At 32.6% G+C, this 19,078-nt stretch carries 18 protein-coding genes; 1 reads left to right on the plus strand and 17 read right to left on the minus strand.

What is annotated here, in order from left to right:
* The 15 genes from rpoC to ACLUJM_RS04120 form a co-directional block, all read right to left on the minus strand.
* A partial coding sequence (rpoC, locus tag ACLUJM_RS04050) for a DNA-directed RNA polymerase subunit beta' (RefSeq protein WP_412412271.1) occupies positions 1-3,011 on the minus strand: 3,011 nt, incomplete at its 3' end.
* Between the two features lie 16 nt (positions 3,012-3,027).
* On the minus strand, positions 3,028-6,582 hold the full coding sequence (locus ACLUJM_RS04055) for a DNA-directed RNA polymerase subunit beta (RefSeq protein ID WP_294685082.1): 3,555 nt from the start codon (positions 6,580-6,582) through the stop codon (positions 3,028-3,030).
* 195 nt (positions 6,583-6,777) lie between these two features.
* Positions 6,778-7,464 carry an acyl-[acyl-carrier-protein] thioesterase gene (locus ACLUJM_RS04060; RefSeq protein WP_294685081.1) on the minus strand — a complete coding sequence of 229 codons (687 nt, stop codon included), beginning with the start codon at positions 7,462-7,464 and terminating at the stop codon, positions 6,778-6,780.
* Between the two features lies 1 nt (position 7,465).
* Positions 7,466-9,286: an ATP-binding protein gene (locus tag ACLUJM_RS04065; protein ID WP_294685080.1), complete on the minus strand. Its 1,821-nt coding sequence runs from the start codon at positions 9,284-9,286 to the stop codon at positions 7,466-7,468.
* A complete protein-coding gene (locus ACLUJM_RS04070) occupies positions 9,286-10,239 on the minus strand; it encodes a DNA double-strand break repair nuclease NurA (RefSeq protein ID WP_294685078.1) in 954 nt (317 codons plus the stop codon). Before ACLUJM_RS04070 ends, ACLUJM_RS04065 begins: the two co-directional genes overlap by 1 nt.
* Positions 10,236-11,063 (minus strand): 16S rRNA (cytidine(1402)-2'-O)-methyltransferase, encoded by an 828-nt coding sequence (rsmI, locus tag ACLUJM_RS04075; RefSeq protein WP_294685077.1) that lies wholly within the window; start codon positions 11,061-11,063, stop codon positions 10,236-10,238. Before rsmI ends, ACLUJM_RS04070 begins: the two co-directional genes overlap by 4 nt.
* Positions 11,044-11,757, minus strand: coding sequence for a tRNA1(Val) (adenine(37)-N6)-methyltransferase (locus ACLUJM_RS04080; RefSeq protein ID WP_294685076.1), 714 nt, complete (start codon positions 11,755-11,757; stop codon positions 11,044-11,046). The genes rsmI and ACLUJM_RS04080 overlap by 20 nt, the downstream gene beginning before the upstream one ends.
* Positions 11,758-11,807: 50 nt before the next feature.
* Positions 11,808-11,978, minus strand: a complete 171-nt coding sequence (locus tag ACLUJM_RS04085; protein WP_002835022.1) for a DUF362 domain-containing protein — start codon at positions 11,976-11,978, stop codon at positions 11,808-11,810.
* Positions 11,979-12,066: 88 nt separating this feature from the next.
* Positions 12,067-12,909, minus strand: a complete 843-nt coding sequence (locus ACLUJM_RS04090; RefSeq protein WP_294685075.1) for a stage 0 sporulation family protein — start codon at positions 12,907-12,909, stop codon at positions 12,067-12,069.
* Complete coding sequence (locus ACLUJM_RS04095) at positions 12,902-13,720, minus strand: DNA polymerase III subunit delta' (RefSeq protein WP_294685074.1); 819 nt, start codon at positions 13,718-13,720, stop codon at positions 12,902-12,904. The genes ACLUJM_RS04090 and ACLUJM_RS04095 overlap by 8 nt, the downstream gene beginning before the upstream one ends.
* Positions 13,720-13,992, minus strand: coding sequence for a cyclic-di-AMP receptor (locus ACLUJM_RS04100; protein WP_294685073.1), 273 nt, complete (start codon positions 13,990-13,992; stop codon positions 13,720-13,722). Before ACLUJM_RS04100 ends, ACLUJM_RS04095 begins: the two co-directional genes overlap by 1 nt.
* Before the next feature lie 8 nt (positions 13,993-14,000).
* Positions 14,001-14,327, minus strand: coding sequence for a cyclic-di-AMP receptor (locus ACLUJM_RS04105; RefSeq protein WP_002837271.1), 327 nt, complete (start codon positions 14,325-14,327; stop codon positions 14,001-14,003).
* Positions 14,324-14,935 (minus strand): dTMP kinase, encoded by a 612-nt coding sequence (tmk, locus tag ACLUJM_RS04110; protein WP_294685072.1) that lies wholly within the window; start codon positions 14,933-14,935, stop codon positions 14,324-14,326. The genes ACLUJM_RS04105 and tmk overlap by 4 nt, the downstream gene beginning before the upstream one ends.
* Before the next feature lie 50 nt (positions 14,936-14,985).
* The gene (locus tag ACLUJM_RS04115) at positions 14,986-15,624 is read right to left on the minus strand and encodes a 50S ribosomal protein L25 (RefSeq protein WP_294685071.1); all 639 of its coding nucleotides are present in this window, start codon (positions 15,622-15,624) and stop codon (positions 14,986-14,988) included.
* 87 nt (positions 15,625-15,711) lie between these two features.
* Positions 15,712-15,951 (minus strand): pro-sigmaK processing inhibitor BofA family protein, encoded by a 240-nt coding sequence (locus ACLUJM_RS04120; protein ID WP_294685070.1) that lies wholly within the window; start codon positions 15,949-15,951, stop codon positions 15,712-15,714.
* A gap of 80 nt (positions 15,952-16,031) precedes the next feature.
* On the opposite strand from ACLUJM_RS04120, the gene tpx reads away from it, so the two are divergent.
* Positions 16,032-16,538, plus strand: a complete 507-nt coding sequence (gene tpx, locus ACLUJM_RS04125) for a thiol peroxidase (protein ID WP_294685069.1) — start codon at positions 16,032-16,034, stop codon at positions 16,536-16,538.
* Between the two features lie 115 nt (positions 16,539-16,653).
* On the opposite strand, the gene ACLUJM_RS04130 is transcribed toward tpx, so the two are convergent.
* Positions 16,654-18,729: a heavy metal translocating P-type ATPase gene (locus tag ACLUJM_RS04130; RefSeq protein ID WP_294685068.1), complete on the minus strand. Its 2,076-nt coding sequence runs from the start codon at positions 18,727-18,729 to the stop codon at positions 16,654-16,656.
* Positions 18,729-19,055 (minus strand): DUF6110 family protein, encoded by a 327-nt coding sequence (locus ACLUJM_RS04135; protein WP_294685067.1) that lies wholly within the window; start codon positions 19,053-19,055, stop codon positions 18,729-18,731. Before ACLUJM_RS04135 ends, ACLUJM_RS04130 begins: the two co-directional genes overlap by 1 nt.
* Between the last annotated feature and the right edge of the window lie 23 nt (positions 19,056-19,078).

Here is a 19,078-nt window from a genome sequence, read left to right on the forward strand (position 1 = left end):
TTGATTGAACCTTCTGTTAATGGTTCTCCCTTTTCAACATGATCTCCATCGTTAACTCTGATGTGAGATCCGTAAGGAATTTGGTATATTCTTTCTTCACCATCTTCAGCAGTTACTATAACATCATTTCTCTTTTTGTTTTCTTGAATTTTTACAGAACCTTCTATTTCAGTAATATATGCAAGTCCTTTTGGTTTACGAGCTTCAAATAATTCTTCAACTCTAGGAAGACCTGATGTGATTCCTACTCCGGCAATACCACCTGAGTGGAAAGTTCTCATTGTCAATTGTGTACCCGGTTCACCGATTGATTGTGCAGCGATAATACCTACGGCTTCACCAATATTTACATGTTTACCTGTAGCTAAGTTTCTACCGTAACATTTAGCACAAACACCGTGTTTCATCTTGCAACCAAGAACACTTCTAACTTTTACTTCCTTAATACCTTTTGATTCGATTTTTTCAGCGATTGCTTCATTAATCATATCATTCTTGTGAACGATGATTTCGCCAGTATCTAGATCAAGAATATCTTCAAATGCATATCTGCCGATAATTCTCGATTTCAAATCTTCTACTTGTCTGTTGCCGTCTTTGATTTCTTTTGCAACTATATATTCATCTGTGCCGCAATCATCTTCAGTTATTATAACATCTTGTGATACATCAACAAGTCTTCTTGTCAAATATCCAGAGTCTGCAGTTCTAAGAGCTGTATCTGATAGACCTTTTCTTGAACCGTGAGTTGAGATAAAGAATTCTTGTACTGAAAGACCTTCACGGAAGTTAGATGTGATAGGAATTTCAATTGTATTACCAGCAGTATCGGACATAAGACCACGCATACCACCTAATTGTCTGATTTGGTTTTCACTACCACGGGCTCCAGAAACAGCCATGATATTCAAGTTATTGTCATCAGGAAGGTTGTTCATCAACGCTCTTGTAACGTCTTTAATACATTGTTCCCAAATAACAATTACTTTCTTGTATCTTTCTTCGTTAGTAATATCCCCTTGAAGATAGATATCTTGAACCATATCAATTCTTTGTTCAGCTTGATCAATTATTGTTTTCTTAGAATCTGGAATTGTAATATCTCCCATTGATATTGTCAAAGCACCAATTGTGGAGTACTTGTATCCCATAGATTTAATATAGTCCAATAACTCAGCTGTTCTAATATTTCCATATTTTCTAAATGTCAAATCTATGATTTTAGATAGCATTTTCTTATCAACTTGCAAATCAACTTCAAGTGAATATGGATCTTCTTCTCTATTTACCATACCCAAATCTTGAGGAATTCCTTCGTTGAAAATAAATCTACCCACTGTGCTTTCTACGATTTTGCTTGTTCCATCGTTATTAACACTATCACGTTTAACTTTTACAATTGTTTGTAATGTTACATAATGCATTGCATAAGCTAGCATCATTTCGTCAATATCTTTAAATACTAAACCTTCGCCTTTTTGACCTTCTTTTCTTGTAGTCATGTAAAATGAACCAAGTACCATGTCTTGAGAAGGTGTAGTTATTGGCTTACCATCTTTTGGTGCAAGTATGTTGTTCGTACTTAACATCAAAAGTCTAGCTTCAGCTTGTGCTTCTGGTGAAAGTGGCAAATGGACTGCCATTTGGTCACCATCGAAGTCCGCATTGTATGCTGTACATACCAATGGGTGAAGTTTGATAGCTTTTCCTTCAACTAGAATTGGTTCAAATGCTTGAATACCAAGTCTATGCAAAGTCGGTGCACGGTTTAATAATACTGGATGATCGACTATAATATCTTCCAAAACATCCCACACTTTGTCGTTTTCTCTTTCTACTAATTTCTTAGCGTTTTTAACATTGTGTGAAATCTCTCTTTTAACTAATTCACGAATAACAAATGGTTTGAATAATTCAAGCGCCATTTTCTTAGGAAGACCGCATTGGTAGAATTTCAAGTTTGGTCCGATAACTATTACTGAACGACCAGAATAGTCAACTCTCTTACCTAACAAGTTTTGTCTGAAACGACCAGATTTACCTTTAAGCATATCTGACAAACTCTTTAATGGTCTGTTACCAGGTCCTGTTACAGGTTTACCACGTCTACCATTGTCGATAAGTGCATCTACTGCTTCTTGAAGCATTCTTTTTTCGTTTCTTACAATGATTTCAGGAGATCCAATATCCAATAATCTTTTTAGACGATTGTTTCTATTGATTACTCTTCTATACAAATCATTCAAATCACTTGTAGCAAATCTTCCACCTTCAAGTTGCACCATAGGTCTGATATCTGGTGGAATAACTGGGATAACATCCATAATCATCCAAGAAGGATCATTTTTGGATTCTATAAAAGCTTCAACAACTTCAAGTCTTCTTAAAATCCTAACTTTCTTTTGTCCAGTTGCGCCTTCAAAAGTTTCAGTAAGATTTTTGTATTCTTCTTGTAAGTCTATTTTTTGAAGAAGTTCTTTGATTGCTTCAGCTCCCATTTTAGCTCTGAAATCAACATCTTCTTCGTATTTATCGCAGTATTCTTCGTATTCTTGTTCAGTTAATAATTGTTTTTCGTATAAATCAGTTTTACCTGGATCTATTACTACAAATGATGCAAAATAAAGAACTTTTTCAAGTGCTCTAGGACTCATATCCAATAACAATCCCATACGTGATGGAATTCCTTTGAAATACCATATATGACTTACAGGAGTTGCAAGTTCAATGTGGCCCATTCTTTCACGTCTAACTTTTGATTTAGTAACTTCTACACCACATTTTTCGCATACAATACCCTTGTATCTTATTCTTTTGTATTTACCACAATTACATTCGTAATCTTTTGTAGGTCCAAATATTTTTTCACAGAATAAACCTTCTTTTTCAGGTTTTAGTGTTCTATAATTTATAGTTTCTGGTTTTTTAACTTCTCCCCAAGACCATTGTCTGATTTTGTCTGGTGAAGCCAAACCAATTTTCATAGCTTCAAAAGTATTTTTTTGTACCAAGGAGCCCTCTCCTTTCTTATAGTCTATCATCGCTGCCGAATTCTGTAGAATCATCGTCTTCTTCTATCAATTCGACTTCTTCATTATTTTCATCAAGTAATTTAACATCCAAAGATAATGATTGAAGTTCTTTAATTAAAACTTTGAATGATTCTGGAATTCCTGGTTCAGGAATGTTTTCGCCCTTAATAATAGCTTCGTAAGTTTTAACACGACCTACAACATCATCTGATTTTACTGTTAAAATTTCTTGAAGAGTATGAGCTGCACCATATGCTTCTAATGCCCAAACTTCCATTTCTCCAAATCTTTGACCACCAAATTGAGCTTTACCACCCAATGGTTGTTGAGTTACAAGAGAGTATGGTCCAGTTGATCTAGCGTGGATTTTTTCTGCAACCATGTGGTGTAGTTTCAACATATACATATATCCTACAGTTACTGGGTTGTCGAAGTATTCTCCACTTCTACCATCTCTTAACCAAATCTTTCCTGTCTTTGGATATCCTGCTTCTTCCAAAGCATCTTCTATTTCAAGGTCGCTTGCACCATCAAATACTGGTGTAGCAACTTTCCAACCTAATTTATTAGCTGCAAGTCCCAAGTGAACTTCAAGTACTTGTCCGATGTTCATACGACTTGGCACCCCTAATGGGTTAAGAACTACTTGTACTGGTGTACCGTCTGGTAAATATGGCATGTCTTCTTCTGGCATAATTCTAGAAACGACACCCTTGTTACCGTGACGACCACACATTTTATCCCCAACCATGATTTTTCTCTTAGTAGCTACGAATACTCTAACTACCTTATTTACACCTGGTGATAATTCATCGCCGTTTGCTCTTGAATAAGTTTTAACATCGACAACAACACCAGATTCCCCATGAGGAACTCTCAATGAAGTATCTCTTACTTCTCTGGCTTTTTCGCCAAAGATTGCTCTCAATAATCTTTCTTCAGCAGATAATTCAGTTTCTCCTTTTGGAGTAACTTTTCCTACCAAAATATCTCCTGATTTTACTTCAGCACCAATTCTTATAATTCCCTCATCGTCTAGATTTTTTCTCATGTCTTCGCCGACATTAGGAATATCCTTAGTGATTTCTTCAGCGCCTAATTTTGTTTCACGAGCTTCTGATTCGTGTTCCTCTATATGAACAGATGTCAATACATCGTCTACAACTAATTTTTCGTTTAAAAGCATCGCATCTTCGTAGTTGTATCCTTCCCAAGTCATGAATGCAATAAGAATGTTCTTACCTAAAGCCATTTCTCCCATATTTGTACTTGGACCGTCTGCGATTATATCATCAACATCAACCTTGTCCCCTTTATTTACGATAGGTCTTTGATTGAAAGTAGTGCCTTGGTTTGCTTTTTTAAACTTACGAATAGTGTACTTATCAACTTTTCTATCTTCGTCACGAGTAATTTCAATCATATCAGAAGATACTTTAGTAACTGTACCTTTGTGTTTTGCTTTTACAACAACACCTGAATCTTTTGCAGCCTTGTGTTCAATTCCAGTACCAATAATTGGCGCTTGAGTTGCTAACAATGGAACTGCTTGTCTTTGCATGTTTGAACCCATCAATGCACGAGTGGCATCGTCGTTTTCCAAGAAAGGAATCATAGCTGTACCTACAGATACGATTTGTTGTGGACTAACGTCCATAAAATCAACAAGTTCTCTTGGATAAATATCATTTTCGCCGTTAATACCACGACCAGAAACTCTTTCATTTATAAATCTTGAGTTTTCGTCTAATGGTTCGTTTGCTTGTGCAATTATATATTTATCTTCTTCATCAGCTGTCAAATATACAATATCTTCTGTAACTTCTCCAGTTTCTTTGTCTACACGTCTGTAAGGTGTTTCCAAGAATCCATATTCATTAGTAGTTGAATAAGTTGTCATAGAAGTTATAAGACCGATGTTTGGTCCTTCTGGTGTTTCTATTGGACAAATTCTACCGTAGTGAGAGTCGTGAACGTCACGCACTTCAACGCCTGCTCTATCTCTTGACAATCCACCAGGTCCTAATGCAGATAATCTTCTCTTATGTGTAAGTTCTGCCAATGGGTTTGTTTGTTCCATAAATTGTGACAATTGACTTGAACCAAAGAATTCTTTGATTGCAGCTGTAACTGGACGAACATTAATCAATGATTGTGGAGTTGCCAAGTCAGGATCTTGAGTGCTCATTCTTTCTCTAACAACTCTTTCCATTCTTGATAGACCAATTCTGAATTGATTTTGTAACAATTCCCCAATAGTTCTAACACGTCTGTTACCCAAATGGTCGATATCATCTGTAGAACCAATTCCAAAGAATAAATTGAATTCGTAGTTAATGGATGCCAAAATATCTGAATGGATTATATGAATTGGGGATAATTGATGAACATTTTCTTCAATTGCTCTTCTGATTGATTTTTCGTCATCATTTTCTTCCAAGATTTTTTCCATAATAGGATAATAAACTTTTTCTGACAAATTCAAATCAGATAAATCCATATCCAAACCAAAACTATCCAAATCAACAAAGTGGTTACCAATAACACGAACACTTTGACCTTCGTGTCCAATAACATCAACAACATTGATACCTGCATTTTCGATTCCGATTGCCATTTCTTCAGTAATCAAATCTCCTGCAGTAGCTAATATTTCTCCTGTTGATGTATCCACAACATCTTCTTTTGCTTTTTGATTAGTTATTCTGTCTCTCAAAGATAATTTTTTATTAAATTTGTAACGTCCTACCTTTGCTAAGTCATATCTTCTACTGTCGAAGAACATGTTGTTTATCAAAGGTTCTGCACTTTCTAAAGATGCAGGATCTCCTGGTTTTAATTTCTTATAAATTTCAATTAAAGCACTTTCTCTGTCTTTTGAAATTTCTTTTTCGAGAGTTTTTCTTAAAATTTCAGAATCTCCCATAGCTTCAATTATTTCATCATCAGTGTCAAATAATAAAGCTCTAAGTAATGTAGTAACAGGTAATTTTCTAGTTCTGTCGATTCTAATATTCACTACACCACTTGCATCAGTATCCATTTCGAGCCAAGCACCTCTGTTTGGAATAACTGTAGATGCGAAATTGCTATTACCTGATTTATCAATTTCTTCGGCGAAGTAAACACCAGGACTTCTTACAAGTTGGCTTACAATTACCCTTTCAGCACCATTGATGATAAATGTACCGCTGTCTGTCATCAAAGGGAAATCACCCATAAAAACTTCTTGTTCTTTTACTTCTTCTGTGTCGGTGTTAATTAATCTTACTTTCACTTTTAACGGGCAAGAATAGTTAGTATCTCTGTCTTTTGCCTCTTGGATTGTATATTTTGGATTTTCCTCAAAATAATAATCCACAAATTCCAAAACAAGACTACCCGCATAATCTTTTATAGGACTAATATCTTCAAAAACTTCCTTAATACCTTTTTTTACAAACCAATCAAAACTATCAGTTTGAATACCAATAAGATTTGGAAGTCCCAAAACATTTTCGTTCCTAGAAAAGCTAACTCTGTCCGTTACTCCATACTTTTCAGTATGCATATACTTCACCCCTTATACTATCTTAAACTCCTAAATAATCTACTTTATAGCATAATTATCCATTTTTATACTGTATCTTAGAATTATATAACAACAGTTTTATTTTGTCAATTATTTTTTGCGAAATTTTAGCTATTTCCTAAAATTCAAAATAAAAAAACTCACAAAACAAAAAATTCATTTTGTGAGCTAAATTTATTTCGTAATTTTTATAATTGTTTTCAAAACTCCATCAGAAATTAATTTGAAATAAACGATGGAATCTTCTACCAATTTATAAATTTCAACAGTTTCATCTAGTTTAAGTTCTTTCTTATATACAACTTCCACCTTTTTAATTGTGTCATAGTCAAGATAATTTTCAATCCATTCTATATATCTAGCATTGTTTGCGTGATAATTGTAATCTATATCTGTTTTTCTTACAGTATACTCACCACACTTTTCATAATCGCCATCTAGTAACTCCACATCTTTTTCTATTATTTCATATCCATCTTCTCTTCCGTAAATCACTCCGAGATCATCACCTATTCTCATAGGAAGCTTCTTTTCCGGATTTACAAGCAGCCATTTTGTTTTAGCTCTTACAATTAGTTCGCCATTTCTAAAAACATCGTAGTTACGAAAAGCGTAGAATTTTCTGGTATAAGTGTGGTAAGTTTGAATTGTCAAATCGTCAAATCTTTCAGGCATATCATATATATCAACATCCCATTGATATATAATCCAACTCCCTTTCAAATCTTTAAGCTCTTCTTTAAGAATTTCTTCCTGTTTAATGGAACATTCAAGCATATAATCAAATAACTTGTTCAATCTTATTTTTGAATTTATCCCACAAAAAACGTTCATAACTTTCGTATTTAAACTAACTTTCATATTACTCCTCTTTTAAATAGTAGCTTTCTCCCATAATCGACTTTTTCTTAGTTATATATCCATCTTTGCTAAGTTTATTCAATTTATCTTCCAACTCATTAACCCCTATTTTTAGGTTATGTCTTTCTTCTATAATTTTGCATATTCTGAACAAATCTAATGTTATCGGAAATACATTGTCTTCTATTAGCATTTGTAGCAATTGTTTGTCGGATTCATTCTTTTTTTCTACGCTTAGTTGAAGCATTCTATACATCTCATCAAATGGGTTTTTGAATTTAGGTTGTGTAGTGTAGGCTAATCTAATTCTTGCAAACAAAGTTTTCCCAATTTGAGCTTGCGATATGAATACATCACCGTTTGATAGATATGGAAGTCTTCTTATTTCTTCAGAAGACAAATCGGTTTCTTTCCTAATAACTTCAAGGTCTTTTTCAGTTGAAATCCTGAAAATAAATTTTGTAGATAATTGTGCAATTGTAGTTTGTTCGATTGCTGCCATTCTTTGAGATGCTAGTATCAAAAATACCCCGTATTTTCTACCTTCTTGTGCGATTTCTTTAATTATTCTCCTAGTTACAGAAATCTGGTCGCTGCCACAGAAATTATGTGCTTCATCAAAAACCATGCAAATAATAGGAAAATAATCGCCAGTCGTAGCATCAACGTATCTTCTTCTTTTTCTGTAGCAAGAATTTACCGCATAAGAAGCATATAAGTTGAGCATTTTTTGAGTCCCTTGAATTATAACTGTCTTACCCTCTAATAGTGCTTCAAAAAGTTTTTGTGAGGAATTCAAGAATATATCTGTATTCAATAATCTGTTAAACCTTCTTATAACAGCCTGAAGTGAATCGACATTTACAAGTTGTGAAAATCTTTCATAATATCCAGTAGTATCATCGTCTTTGTCAGACAACGCTTTGGAAATAGTAGTCAAATAATCTAAGAAATCATTAGCACTTGAATGGTTAATATAATCTTTGTCTAAAATCGCTTCGTAGGCGGATTTCATGGATTCTGTAAGTTCTCCTTGGGTTTCGATTAAACTTATAAGTTCGTATCTGTTCAAATCTGGAAAATTAATCCCCAAATCTTCTCCAACTTTTAAAACTTCAAATCTATCAGAAAAATCTATCCCGTAATTTTCCATAGTTCTGTCTTTAAAAACCATTTGATTATGAGGGTCAAATACTATTGTCGGAACCGATTTTTTCATGAGTTCTTCTATCACAACACGAAGCCCATATGATTTACCAGAACCCGATCCTCCAAAAATACCTATGTGAGGATATTCAATCATGTTGTAGTAGTTAAACAAATACACCAATTCTTCTTGGTCGTGAATTTTTTGATTGGAATCCATTATTTTAAGCAAATTCTTGTATTCATCAGGGCAAGTTTTATAAATTTCTTCGGTGTTTTTTATAATTCCTATTTCTAGGGATTTGTCAATTGAACCAGAGTAGAATAAGTGTTTAATTTCGTCAAATTTTGGTTTTCTAACAATAGATCCTGCTTCTATTGCAAATGCTGGATCGTCCATCACGCGGAATTTGTATATATATTTGATTCCATCAGAAATGTTGTATCCTACTGATTTGAGTTTTAAAATCTGTTCTTTTGTTATATAAGAATCCGCCGTATTAGACTCCATAAATTCGTTGACGCTGTGAGTTTCAGTAACTTGACACAATATATCACCTTGTTTCAAATCTTCCACTATCATGTATTCGTTGATCCTTAATCTATCGTATTTACTTGCCACGAAACATTCGATTTGGTCGGTCATTCCGACTACTCTAAAATCTAAATCTTGCATTATATAACCCTCTTACTCCTTTGAGTTCGAAATATTGATTGATAAATTTCTGTATCCAAATATTTTTTCGCCAAAATTTCAGCTTGTTTGTTGTCAATTCTAGTTTTCTTATCAACCATATCTAATAAAAATGGTATTCCTCTCGTATTTTCATCACACATCGTAAGTACAAATGAAATTATTTTATTAAAATCATTCCTATTTATCTTTGGAATATCAATAGCTATCACACTAGGTTCCTTAGAAGTCCTAATGAATGCTTGCTCAATTTCGTACTTTTCTTTTCTGGATTTATGATCATCCACAATAAATCCTTCATTCATATCCAAAACATTAAACAAAGCTTCCCTGTCGAAAAGCATTCCAATTTCCTGTTTCAAAGATATCATTGTTTCCATTATAATTTTAGTGCTGACCTCTTCAACCACGCCAACCATAAGAATGCCTTTGTCCTTGCAAACATTGACGAGATTTTTGTATTCATTTTCCGCTTCAAGTGCATACCTCATTAGAGTTCCATCCATCATAAGTATTTTTACATTGTGATTTAGCACTGCATCAGTCGCAACTGCAAGTTCAGTAGCACATAATGTTTTCTTAGATATATCAAATTGGTCCTTTTCTGAAAAGTTATCAACCAAAGGGCACAAAATATCCGCCCTAACCACAGGCTCTTGGTCGGATCCTAAAAGTGCCATGGATTGAAAAAACTCTACATAGTTAGGATAATTGGCACCAATTCTATTTACAGACCCATCGACAACGCAAATATCTCCTGCATTTTTAATCTCTTTTAGCTTTTCAATGCTAAATGTATCAAAAAATTTAATATCGCCAATTTCTCCTGTTATTAATTTTCTAACATCTTTTCTGGTTAATTTTGCGATATTTTTACGCTGTTTCAAGCTTTTGTCTAAATTAGATACTGCATCAATCAAATCTTTTGAAATCATAATTCTAAGCTCACTTTGTAGACATCATTTTTCTTAAGATCGTATAAGTCACTTACTATTTTAACTGCTTGTTTTTTTGAAATTCCATCGTCAATAAGTTCTGTAAGCTTTTCTTTTACATCTATATCTTCATCTTCTTCGATGAGCTTGTCAATTACAATTACAAACTCCCCTTTTACAGTTTCATTTTTTAGCATTTCCATCACTTCAGCGCACGTTCCTTTGATAACCGATTCGTGAATTTTAGTAAGCTCTCGTAGAACACAAATTTTCCTACTTCCTAAAAACTTACTAAGTTCTTCTACTGTGGATTCTATCCTGTGCACCGATTCGTATATTATAGTAGTCATTGTAGCATTTTTGATTTGCTCGTAGAATTTGTTTTTTTCTGCGTTTTTTCTTGGCACAAATCCCAAAAACATAAATTGCAAACTATCAAAACCACTTCTCACCAGAGCAGTTATAGAAGCACTTGCACCAGGCAACACTTCAATATCAACATCCCTATCAATCGCTTTTTCCAATAAAATTTGTCCCGGATCGCTTATTGATGGCATTCCTGCATCACTTACTACTGCGCAGTTGATATTTTCCAGTAAAATTTTGTCGATAATTTCTTCTGACCTGCTTTGTTCGTTGTGCTTATGATAACTCACAAGAGGTGTTTTAATATCATAATAATTTAATAATTTTGAAGTATTTCTCGTATCTTCACAATAAATAATATCTACGTTTTTCAAAACATCCAACGACCTCAATGTCATATCTTCTAAATTTCCAATTGGAGTTGGCACAACGTAAATTTTAGATTTTTCTAATTCCATATATATCCATCACCTCTTGTGTGTAGTCTTCATTTTTGTATATAATCAAATTCTTCTCAAAAGTCAAGAAAGGTTTCTGATTTTTCACAAATTGTATCATAACTAAATTGGGCTTATCGTCAAATCTAGATTGTACAAATCTAATTCTTTTCGCTTCCATATTATAATTTCTTCCAATACTAAGTAAATCAACCAATCTTTCGCATCTATTTATCATAAACAAAGACCTATTCGATTTGAGCTTTAACTTTGCAAATTCAAACAAATCTTCCAATTTCATTTCATTATCGTATCTCGATGTATGAAAATTGGTATTCTTATTAGAAATACCATGTCCATTTTTCTGATAAGGTGGATTGACTATTATGTTGTCGATAGAATCGTTTTTGATGTCAACATTTTTAAAATCATCATTGATAACATCGGCATTTTTCAGATTATTTATGGCTATAGTTTCTTTTAACATCTCTGCCACATCTTTTTGAATTTCAATTCCAATGCAATATGACAAATTATACAAACTCATACACCTTAACATCAGTATTCCCGTACCACATCCTATATCGATAAGGTTAGTATCTCTTTTTATTTTCGCAAAATCAGTAAGGAGTATTGAATCTATCGTAAAAGAAAATTTCTCATCATCAGCAATTATTTTTAAATCTGTTTTCGGTATAAAATGTTCTCTTTTCATATTAAAAAAATAGACCACTCAAAAATGAGTAGTCTAATTCTCCCCTAAAATTAGCAGTCTTGATGTGGAGCATCTACTGGACATACGTCAGCACAAGAACCACAATCGATACATGCATCTTGATCAATTGTATAAATGTCCCCTTCAGAAATACAATCTACTGGACATTCAGGTTTACATTGTCCGCAAGCGATACAATCGTCAGAAATTTTATAAGCCATATTGCTTTACCCCCTTGTAATTTTAGAGCGTATTATGTATTTATGCTCTACAATCATTATTACACACTATTAGAATAAATGCAAGTGTTTATTGACATTTATGATTACATCCACCGCACTTATTGAAATCAACTAATTCATCTACATTCATTTGAACTAATTCTTCAGTTTCATCCTCAGTTTTCACTTTAACTTTTACGGATTCCAAAAGAGTATTCGTTTCAGTAACGACACCTTCACCCATTGTAGTTGTAACTTTTTGACCTACATAAGGCATTTTTTTCAATTTGCATTCATATCCTTCCTGCTCATAATTCAAACAGCACATAAGTCTGCCACAAAGTCCACTAATTTTTGAAGGATTCAGTGATAGAGATTGATCCTTAGCCATTTTGATACTAACTGGATTGAAGTTTCTCATATATCTATTGCAACAACATCTTTGACCACATGGGCCAATTCCTCCAGCAATCTTAGCTTGATCTCTCACTCCAATTTGTCTCAACTCTATTCTGATTTTGAAAATTCTGGCTAATTCCTTTACTAATTCCCTAAAATCGACTCTTTCCTCTGAAGTAAAATAAAAAATAACCTTGTTATTATCAAATGTATATTCACAGTCCACTAATTTCATATCCAGCCCGAATTCTTCAACTTTTTCTTTGCAGATTTCGATGGATTCTTTAGCTTTCTTCTTGTTTTCCATGTAAATATAATCATCAGCGCTATCAGCCATTCTTATAATCGGCTTCAAGTCTGAAGATAATTCTTTTTCATTTATTTCAAAATTTTCTTTTACAACAACTCCATATTCAATACCACGAGCAGTTTCCACAATAACGTGGTCCCCAATCTTGTATTTCAAATTATTGGAGTCGAAGTAATACACTTTACCAGCTTGTCTAAAACTAACACCAGTTACATCAAGCATAGTTTTCCTCCATTATATACAATAAAAGCTCTTCCATAGAAAGCTCAAAATTCGCATTAACTTTAAAATATCCTCTTACAGACTCAATCTTGTCCAAAGTATCCACGATAATTCTCTCATTAGCCTTTGGATATTTCTTGTACAATTTCACAAAATCTTGGTTTAATGAAGATCCATCGTGAGTTTTCACATACTTTAAAAAAGACGAATAAAACTCGACAAAAAAATCAAATAAAACATCATAATCTTTTTGAAATCCCGACAAATATTCCTTTGAATCCAACATAGTCAAAAGATTTTGTCCCATAGATTTATCCAATATATCTAAAATCTCTGAGTAATCAAAATCTTCTCCTTCTCTTTCACTTAGATAATTGATAACTTGACACCTGGAAATAATAGTTTTGAGAAGTTTATTTTTGTTGTCTGTAAGTAATATAAAATATACAAAAGACTTTGGCTCTTCTAAGTTTTTCAAAAGAGCATTCGAAGCCTCTGTTCTCATCAAATCGGCCTGTTTTATCAACACGACCTTGTTTTTAGATTCAAAAGGCTTTGTTGATACAAACTTTGCAATATCTCTAATCTTATCTATTGTTATCGAATTTTTCTCAGGTTCAATAACCAAAAGATCGGACAGTTTCTCCCTTTCAAATTTCAACTTCAAATTTGAATTACTAACAAGCAAATTGTATATCAAAGCCTTCGCATCATAATTTATTTCGTTTACATTCTCACCATATAGCAAATATTGGTTAGAAATTTTATTATTCTTAACTTGATTTATCAAAGTTTCGTTCTTAGGTAACATTAAAACTTTTTAAAATCCTCTAAATCCATAACGAAAATATTAGCCTTTGATTCATTATCAGACTCAATATCATTTTCGTCACATACTTTTTTAATCAAATCTAAAATAGATCGTTCTTTTTCCACATCAGTACCTATCAACATTGTAGTATTTCCTTTTTTCAAAAAACCACCTGTTGATGATAATTTAGTAGAAGAAATTTTATTCTCCAACAATTCTTTTGAAAGAATATGACTCAAATCATCTTCCATAATTACAACTATAAGTTTCATAAAATCACCTAAAATCTCAAATACTTATCTACTTCTAGTAAAAATACAGTAGCTCCACCTACCATAACCTCTACAGGATATGATATGTAGTTAGTTCCTGGCATACTAACAGAAAGCATTGAAGTTGTAGTTTCTCTTGATTTGCAATCATTTTCAATGATTTCCAAACATTTATCTACATTTTCATCTTCAGTACCTATCAACAAAGTACTGTTACCTGTCTTCAAAAATCCCCCAGTTGAAGCCAACTTAGTAATTCTAAAACCAGCTTCAGTAAGGTCTGCATTCAAATTATATACATCTTGATCTTGAACAATTGCAACAACTAGTTTCATAAAACATTTCTCCTTTTTAAAACGTTAATACATTGATTAAATACATCTTCAATAGATTGAGTTGCATCAATAATTTCTATATCCTTTTCAGAATTTAGAATTTGCTTATATCCATTATATACCCTTTCATGGAAATTATTACCCTCTTTTTCAAGTCTATCCGCTGTATCCAATGAAGATTTTCTCTTTAAAGTAGTAATAGGATCCACATCGAAAAACAAAACGAAATCAGGAAAAACACCATTAATAGCAAATTCGTTTATTTTTCTGACATTTTCTATTCCCAAATCTCTTCCTACGCCTTGATACGCAAGTGAAGATATAAGAAATCTATCGCACAATACAATTTTATTTTCGTTTAGTGCTGGTAGAATTGTTTCTTCAACATGTTGTGCCCTAGAAGCTGCATATAATAAAGCTTCTGTTCTATAACCCATCTTCGTGTTTTCAGTGTCCAGTATCAAATCTCTTATTTTTTCGGCAATAGGACTTCCGCCAGGTTCTCTAGTTTTGATTACTTCATAATCATTTTCTATTAAATAATCATAAACTTTTTGAATTATAGTTGATTTCCCACTGCCATCTGGACCTTCAAAAGTAATAAACATATTTTATTCTATAAAAAAAGCGAGTTAACTCGCTTTATTTTTTCTATTTATTATTCTGCGTCTTCTTCTTCAGTTTCGCCAACTGTTGGAACATCTGCAGATACTTCAGCATTATCATCTTCGATTACTTCTTCTTTTGGTTCAGATAATGAACATACTGCTTCTGTTTCTTCAGCAAGAACTTTAATGTCTGCATTCTTGAATACATCTAAGTCTTTTACTTCAAAAGTGTCACCGATTTGCATATCAATAACTGATACTACAGCTTCGTTTGGTAAGTTCTTTGGTAAACATTCGATTTCGATTTCGTCTAATAATTGCATCAATACTGATGGTTGAACTCTGATTTCATCTCTTCCTTCTAATACAACTGGAATAATAAATGTAGAAACTTCACCCATATTGATTGATTTAAAATCAACGTGCACATAGTTGTTTTTGAATGGATGTTTTTGAACATCTTTAATAATTACAGTGTGATCTTCACCATCAACATTTACATCTATTAGGCTTGAAGTACCTGCCATTTGATGAACTTTTCTCAATTCTTTTTCATCAACACATACGTTAATTGGTTCTAAGTCTTTTCCGTAAATAACTCCCGGAATCATTTCTTTTACTCTTAATTTCTTAACTGCATTTGAGCCAGTTTTATCTCTTTTTTGCATATCTAATTTATAGTTAGTCATTTATTTTCCTCCTAAGTAATCTAAAATCTCTATTAATTATACCAAATAAGTGATTTGTTCGCAACAAATTTAATATATTAGTTGATCTTATAAGACAAAATAATAGAGACACAAAATAATCAATCCAGGAATTCCTAAAATTCCAGCAATTAACATATCAACTAAATTATATGGAATATGAAGATTTGCTAAACTTAAAAATATATTTAAAATAAAAATTCCAACAAATCCAGATAGTGCATGCATTCCTAATTTAAATGAAATTTTAAAAAACAGTGCCAGAATCGCAAAACTAACCAGTACGACAATAATAGTAGCTAAACTCATTAAAATCAACTCCTCTTGTTTATTTAAATAAATTTTTGGGTATAAAAACATGTGAATAAAATTATAAGGAGGTCTATAACATGGACAAAAGACAAGAAACAACATTTGCAAACAACCCTGTAACATTATTAGGAACTAAAGTAAACGTAGGAGACAAAGCTTCCGACTTCACTTGCTTAAATGCAGAATTGAAACCAGTAAAATTATCTGATTACGATGGCAAAAAGAAATTAATTTCTGTTGTACCATCAATCGATACTGGAGTATGTGAATTCCAAACAAAAGAATTCAATAAAAAAGCTAGTGAATTTGACAACACAATTATATTTACAATTAGCTGTGATTTGCCATTTGCACAATCAAGATTCTGTGCAGCTGAAGGAATCGACAACCTATTAGTCCTAAGCGATCACAAAGATTTAGATTTTGGTTTGAAGTATGGTTTCGTTATGGAAGAATTCCGTCTTCTTAACAGAGGTATTGTAATTTTAGATGAAAACAACGAAGTTAAATACGTTGAATACGTAAAAGAAAATACAAATCACCCTGATTACGATAAAGCTATAGAAGCCTTAAAATCACTTTAATAAATTATATCATGCAAAAAATTGATAATACTTTCGAAAAGTATACAAAATATTAAAGATTAATAAACAAAAATCTCGTAACCGATTTTTCGATTACGAGATTTTTTAATTTAAATTAGATTTTGTATTTTTTCATATTTCTACCAGCAATCATAACCGTAGATAAATTGTGAAGAAGTGCTGATGAAGTATTGGTCAATATTCCCATAACTCCTAATATTATCAAAGTTGAATTGAATCCTACAATTTGTCTGTAATCAGAATCAATTCTTTTTTTCATTACTTTTGATAATTTCACAACATCAACAAGTCCATCTAAGCTGTCTGATCCTATCGAAATATCCGAGATTTCCTTCGCAATATCTGCTCCTTGATGCATTGAAATTCCCACATCTGCACTTGATAATGCAACAGAATCATTGATACCATCGCCAATCATTACAACCTTATTGCCCTTTTCTTTTTCTTGCAAAATATAGTTTTGCTTATCTTCAGGTAAAACTTGTGATTGATAATAATCCAAATCCAATTGTGAAGCAACACTGTGAGCAGAATTTTCTGCATCTCCTGTCAACATTGTGATGTTTGTAAACGACAAATCTCTCAATGATTTTACAACATCAAAAGCTTCATCTCTTAGAGGATCTTCAATACAAATTACAGCGATTAATCTTCCGGCAAATGCCAAGTACAATAGCGAATAATCTTCTTTTAATTTATCTATAATTTGTTTTGTTTCATCATTAATTTTTATTCCTTCATCATCAAGAATGAAATGTTCAGATCCAATCAAGGCATCCTTGTCGACAATCTTAGTTCTGATTCCATGAGCAACAATATACTCTGGTTTAGAGTGCATTTCTTCGTGCTTCAAATTTTTATGCTTTGCATGTTCAACCACAGCTTTAGCAATCGAATGTGGGAAATGTTCTTCAAGACAAGCCGCTATTCTTAAACACTCATCTTTCGAAATTTTATCGAGAGCTATTACTTTTACTACTCTTGGCTCAGATTTTGTCAACGTACCAGTTTTGTCAAACACAATCGTATTTGCTTCAGACAAGTTTTCCAAATATTTTCCGCCCTTTACAAGGATTTTTTCTTCAGATGCTTGACTAATCGCCTTCATTACGGCAATTGGAATAGTTAATTTTAATGCACATGAGAAGTCCACCATTAAGAACGACTTAGCTTTTTGAAGATTTCTTGTGAACAAATAAGTCAATGCTGCGCCTATAAATGAATACTTCACAAGACTATCAGCTGTGTTCTCAGCTTTCTTTTGAGCGAGTGACTTGTTCTTTTCACTTTCTGAAATCAAACTGATAATATGAGATAATCTTGAATCATCGTGTTTTTTCGCCGTTTCGATTAGAATAGAACCTTCTTCAATTGCAGTTCCTGCAAATACAACACTGTCCGATGTTTTTTTGACAGGATTTGATTCTCCAGTGAATGAAGATTCGTTAACCATGGCAACACCATTGATGACTTTTCCATCAACAGGAATGCTATTACCTATTTCAACTTCGACAATATCTCCAATTTCAACATCTTTAATATTTTTAATGATTTTTTCGTCATTTTCAATGACAAATACATTATCGATATTCAAAGCCAAAGAATGCGCCAAATTTTCTTGAGATTTTTTCATTGTATAATCTTCTATTTCTTCACCTAATCCCAACAAGAACATAATATTCGCAGCATCTGCAAATTGTCTTGTTGCAAGAGATACTGAAATAGCTGTTGCATCCAACAATTCAACATTTAGTTTTCTATTGAGTAAAGATTTAATTCCATTTTTTATGAACGGATAAGCTCTAAAGAACAATGCAACTGTTCCGATTGGAGCAGGAAGCATATATTTGAAAAAGATTCTTCGATACATCGCATTTCTCAGAATATTAAACAAATCATTTTCTGATTGTGCTTGAAAATCCACATTATCTATTGATGTATTCTCAATTGTATCCATATCTAAATCAAGAATAAACTTCGCCAATTTCGAAACACAGTTTTCATCATAACTAACAGTAATAGAATTAGTAAGAAGTGAAATCTTACATGATCTCACTCCACTAACTTCTTCTATACAATATTTAAGTTTATTAAGATTTTCTTTTTTTAAATTATCTTCATAAACAAAACGGCATCTGCCCTTTATTCTGTGGGCTATTGACGCTCTCATTATTTATTTTCTTCCTTTTTTTTATCTTCAACCTTTTCTTCAGTTTTTTCTTCTTGTTCTTCAGCTACTTTTTCGATGTCTTTTTCATCGTTTTTCTTGGCTTCTTCTTTTTCTTCTCTTTCTTTTACATCTTTTGCTTCTGCAATAACATCCTCTGCAGAAATTCTAATATTTTCAACAGTTTTATCAATAGATTCTTTAACTTTTAATCCTCCAACAACTGTACTAACAGCAGCTTTTTTAGCTAGCTTTGAATTCAAAACTTTTCCACCAATAGCTCCAGCTATTATTCCTGCACCTACGCTAATTATTTTTTTGTTTATCATATTATACCTCCATAATTTTATAC

The sequence above is a fragment of the Finegoldia sp. genome, assembly GCF_046991905.1.
Classification (GTDB): Bacteria; Bacillota; Clostridia; order Tissierellales; family Peptoniphilaceae; genus Finegoldia.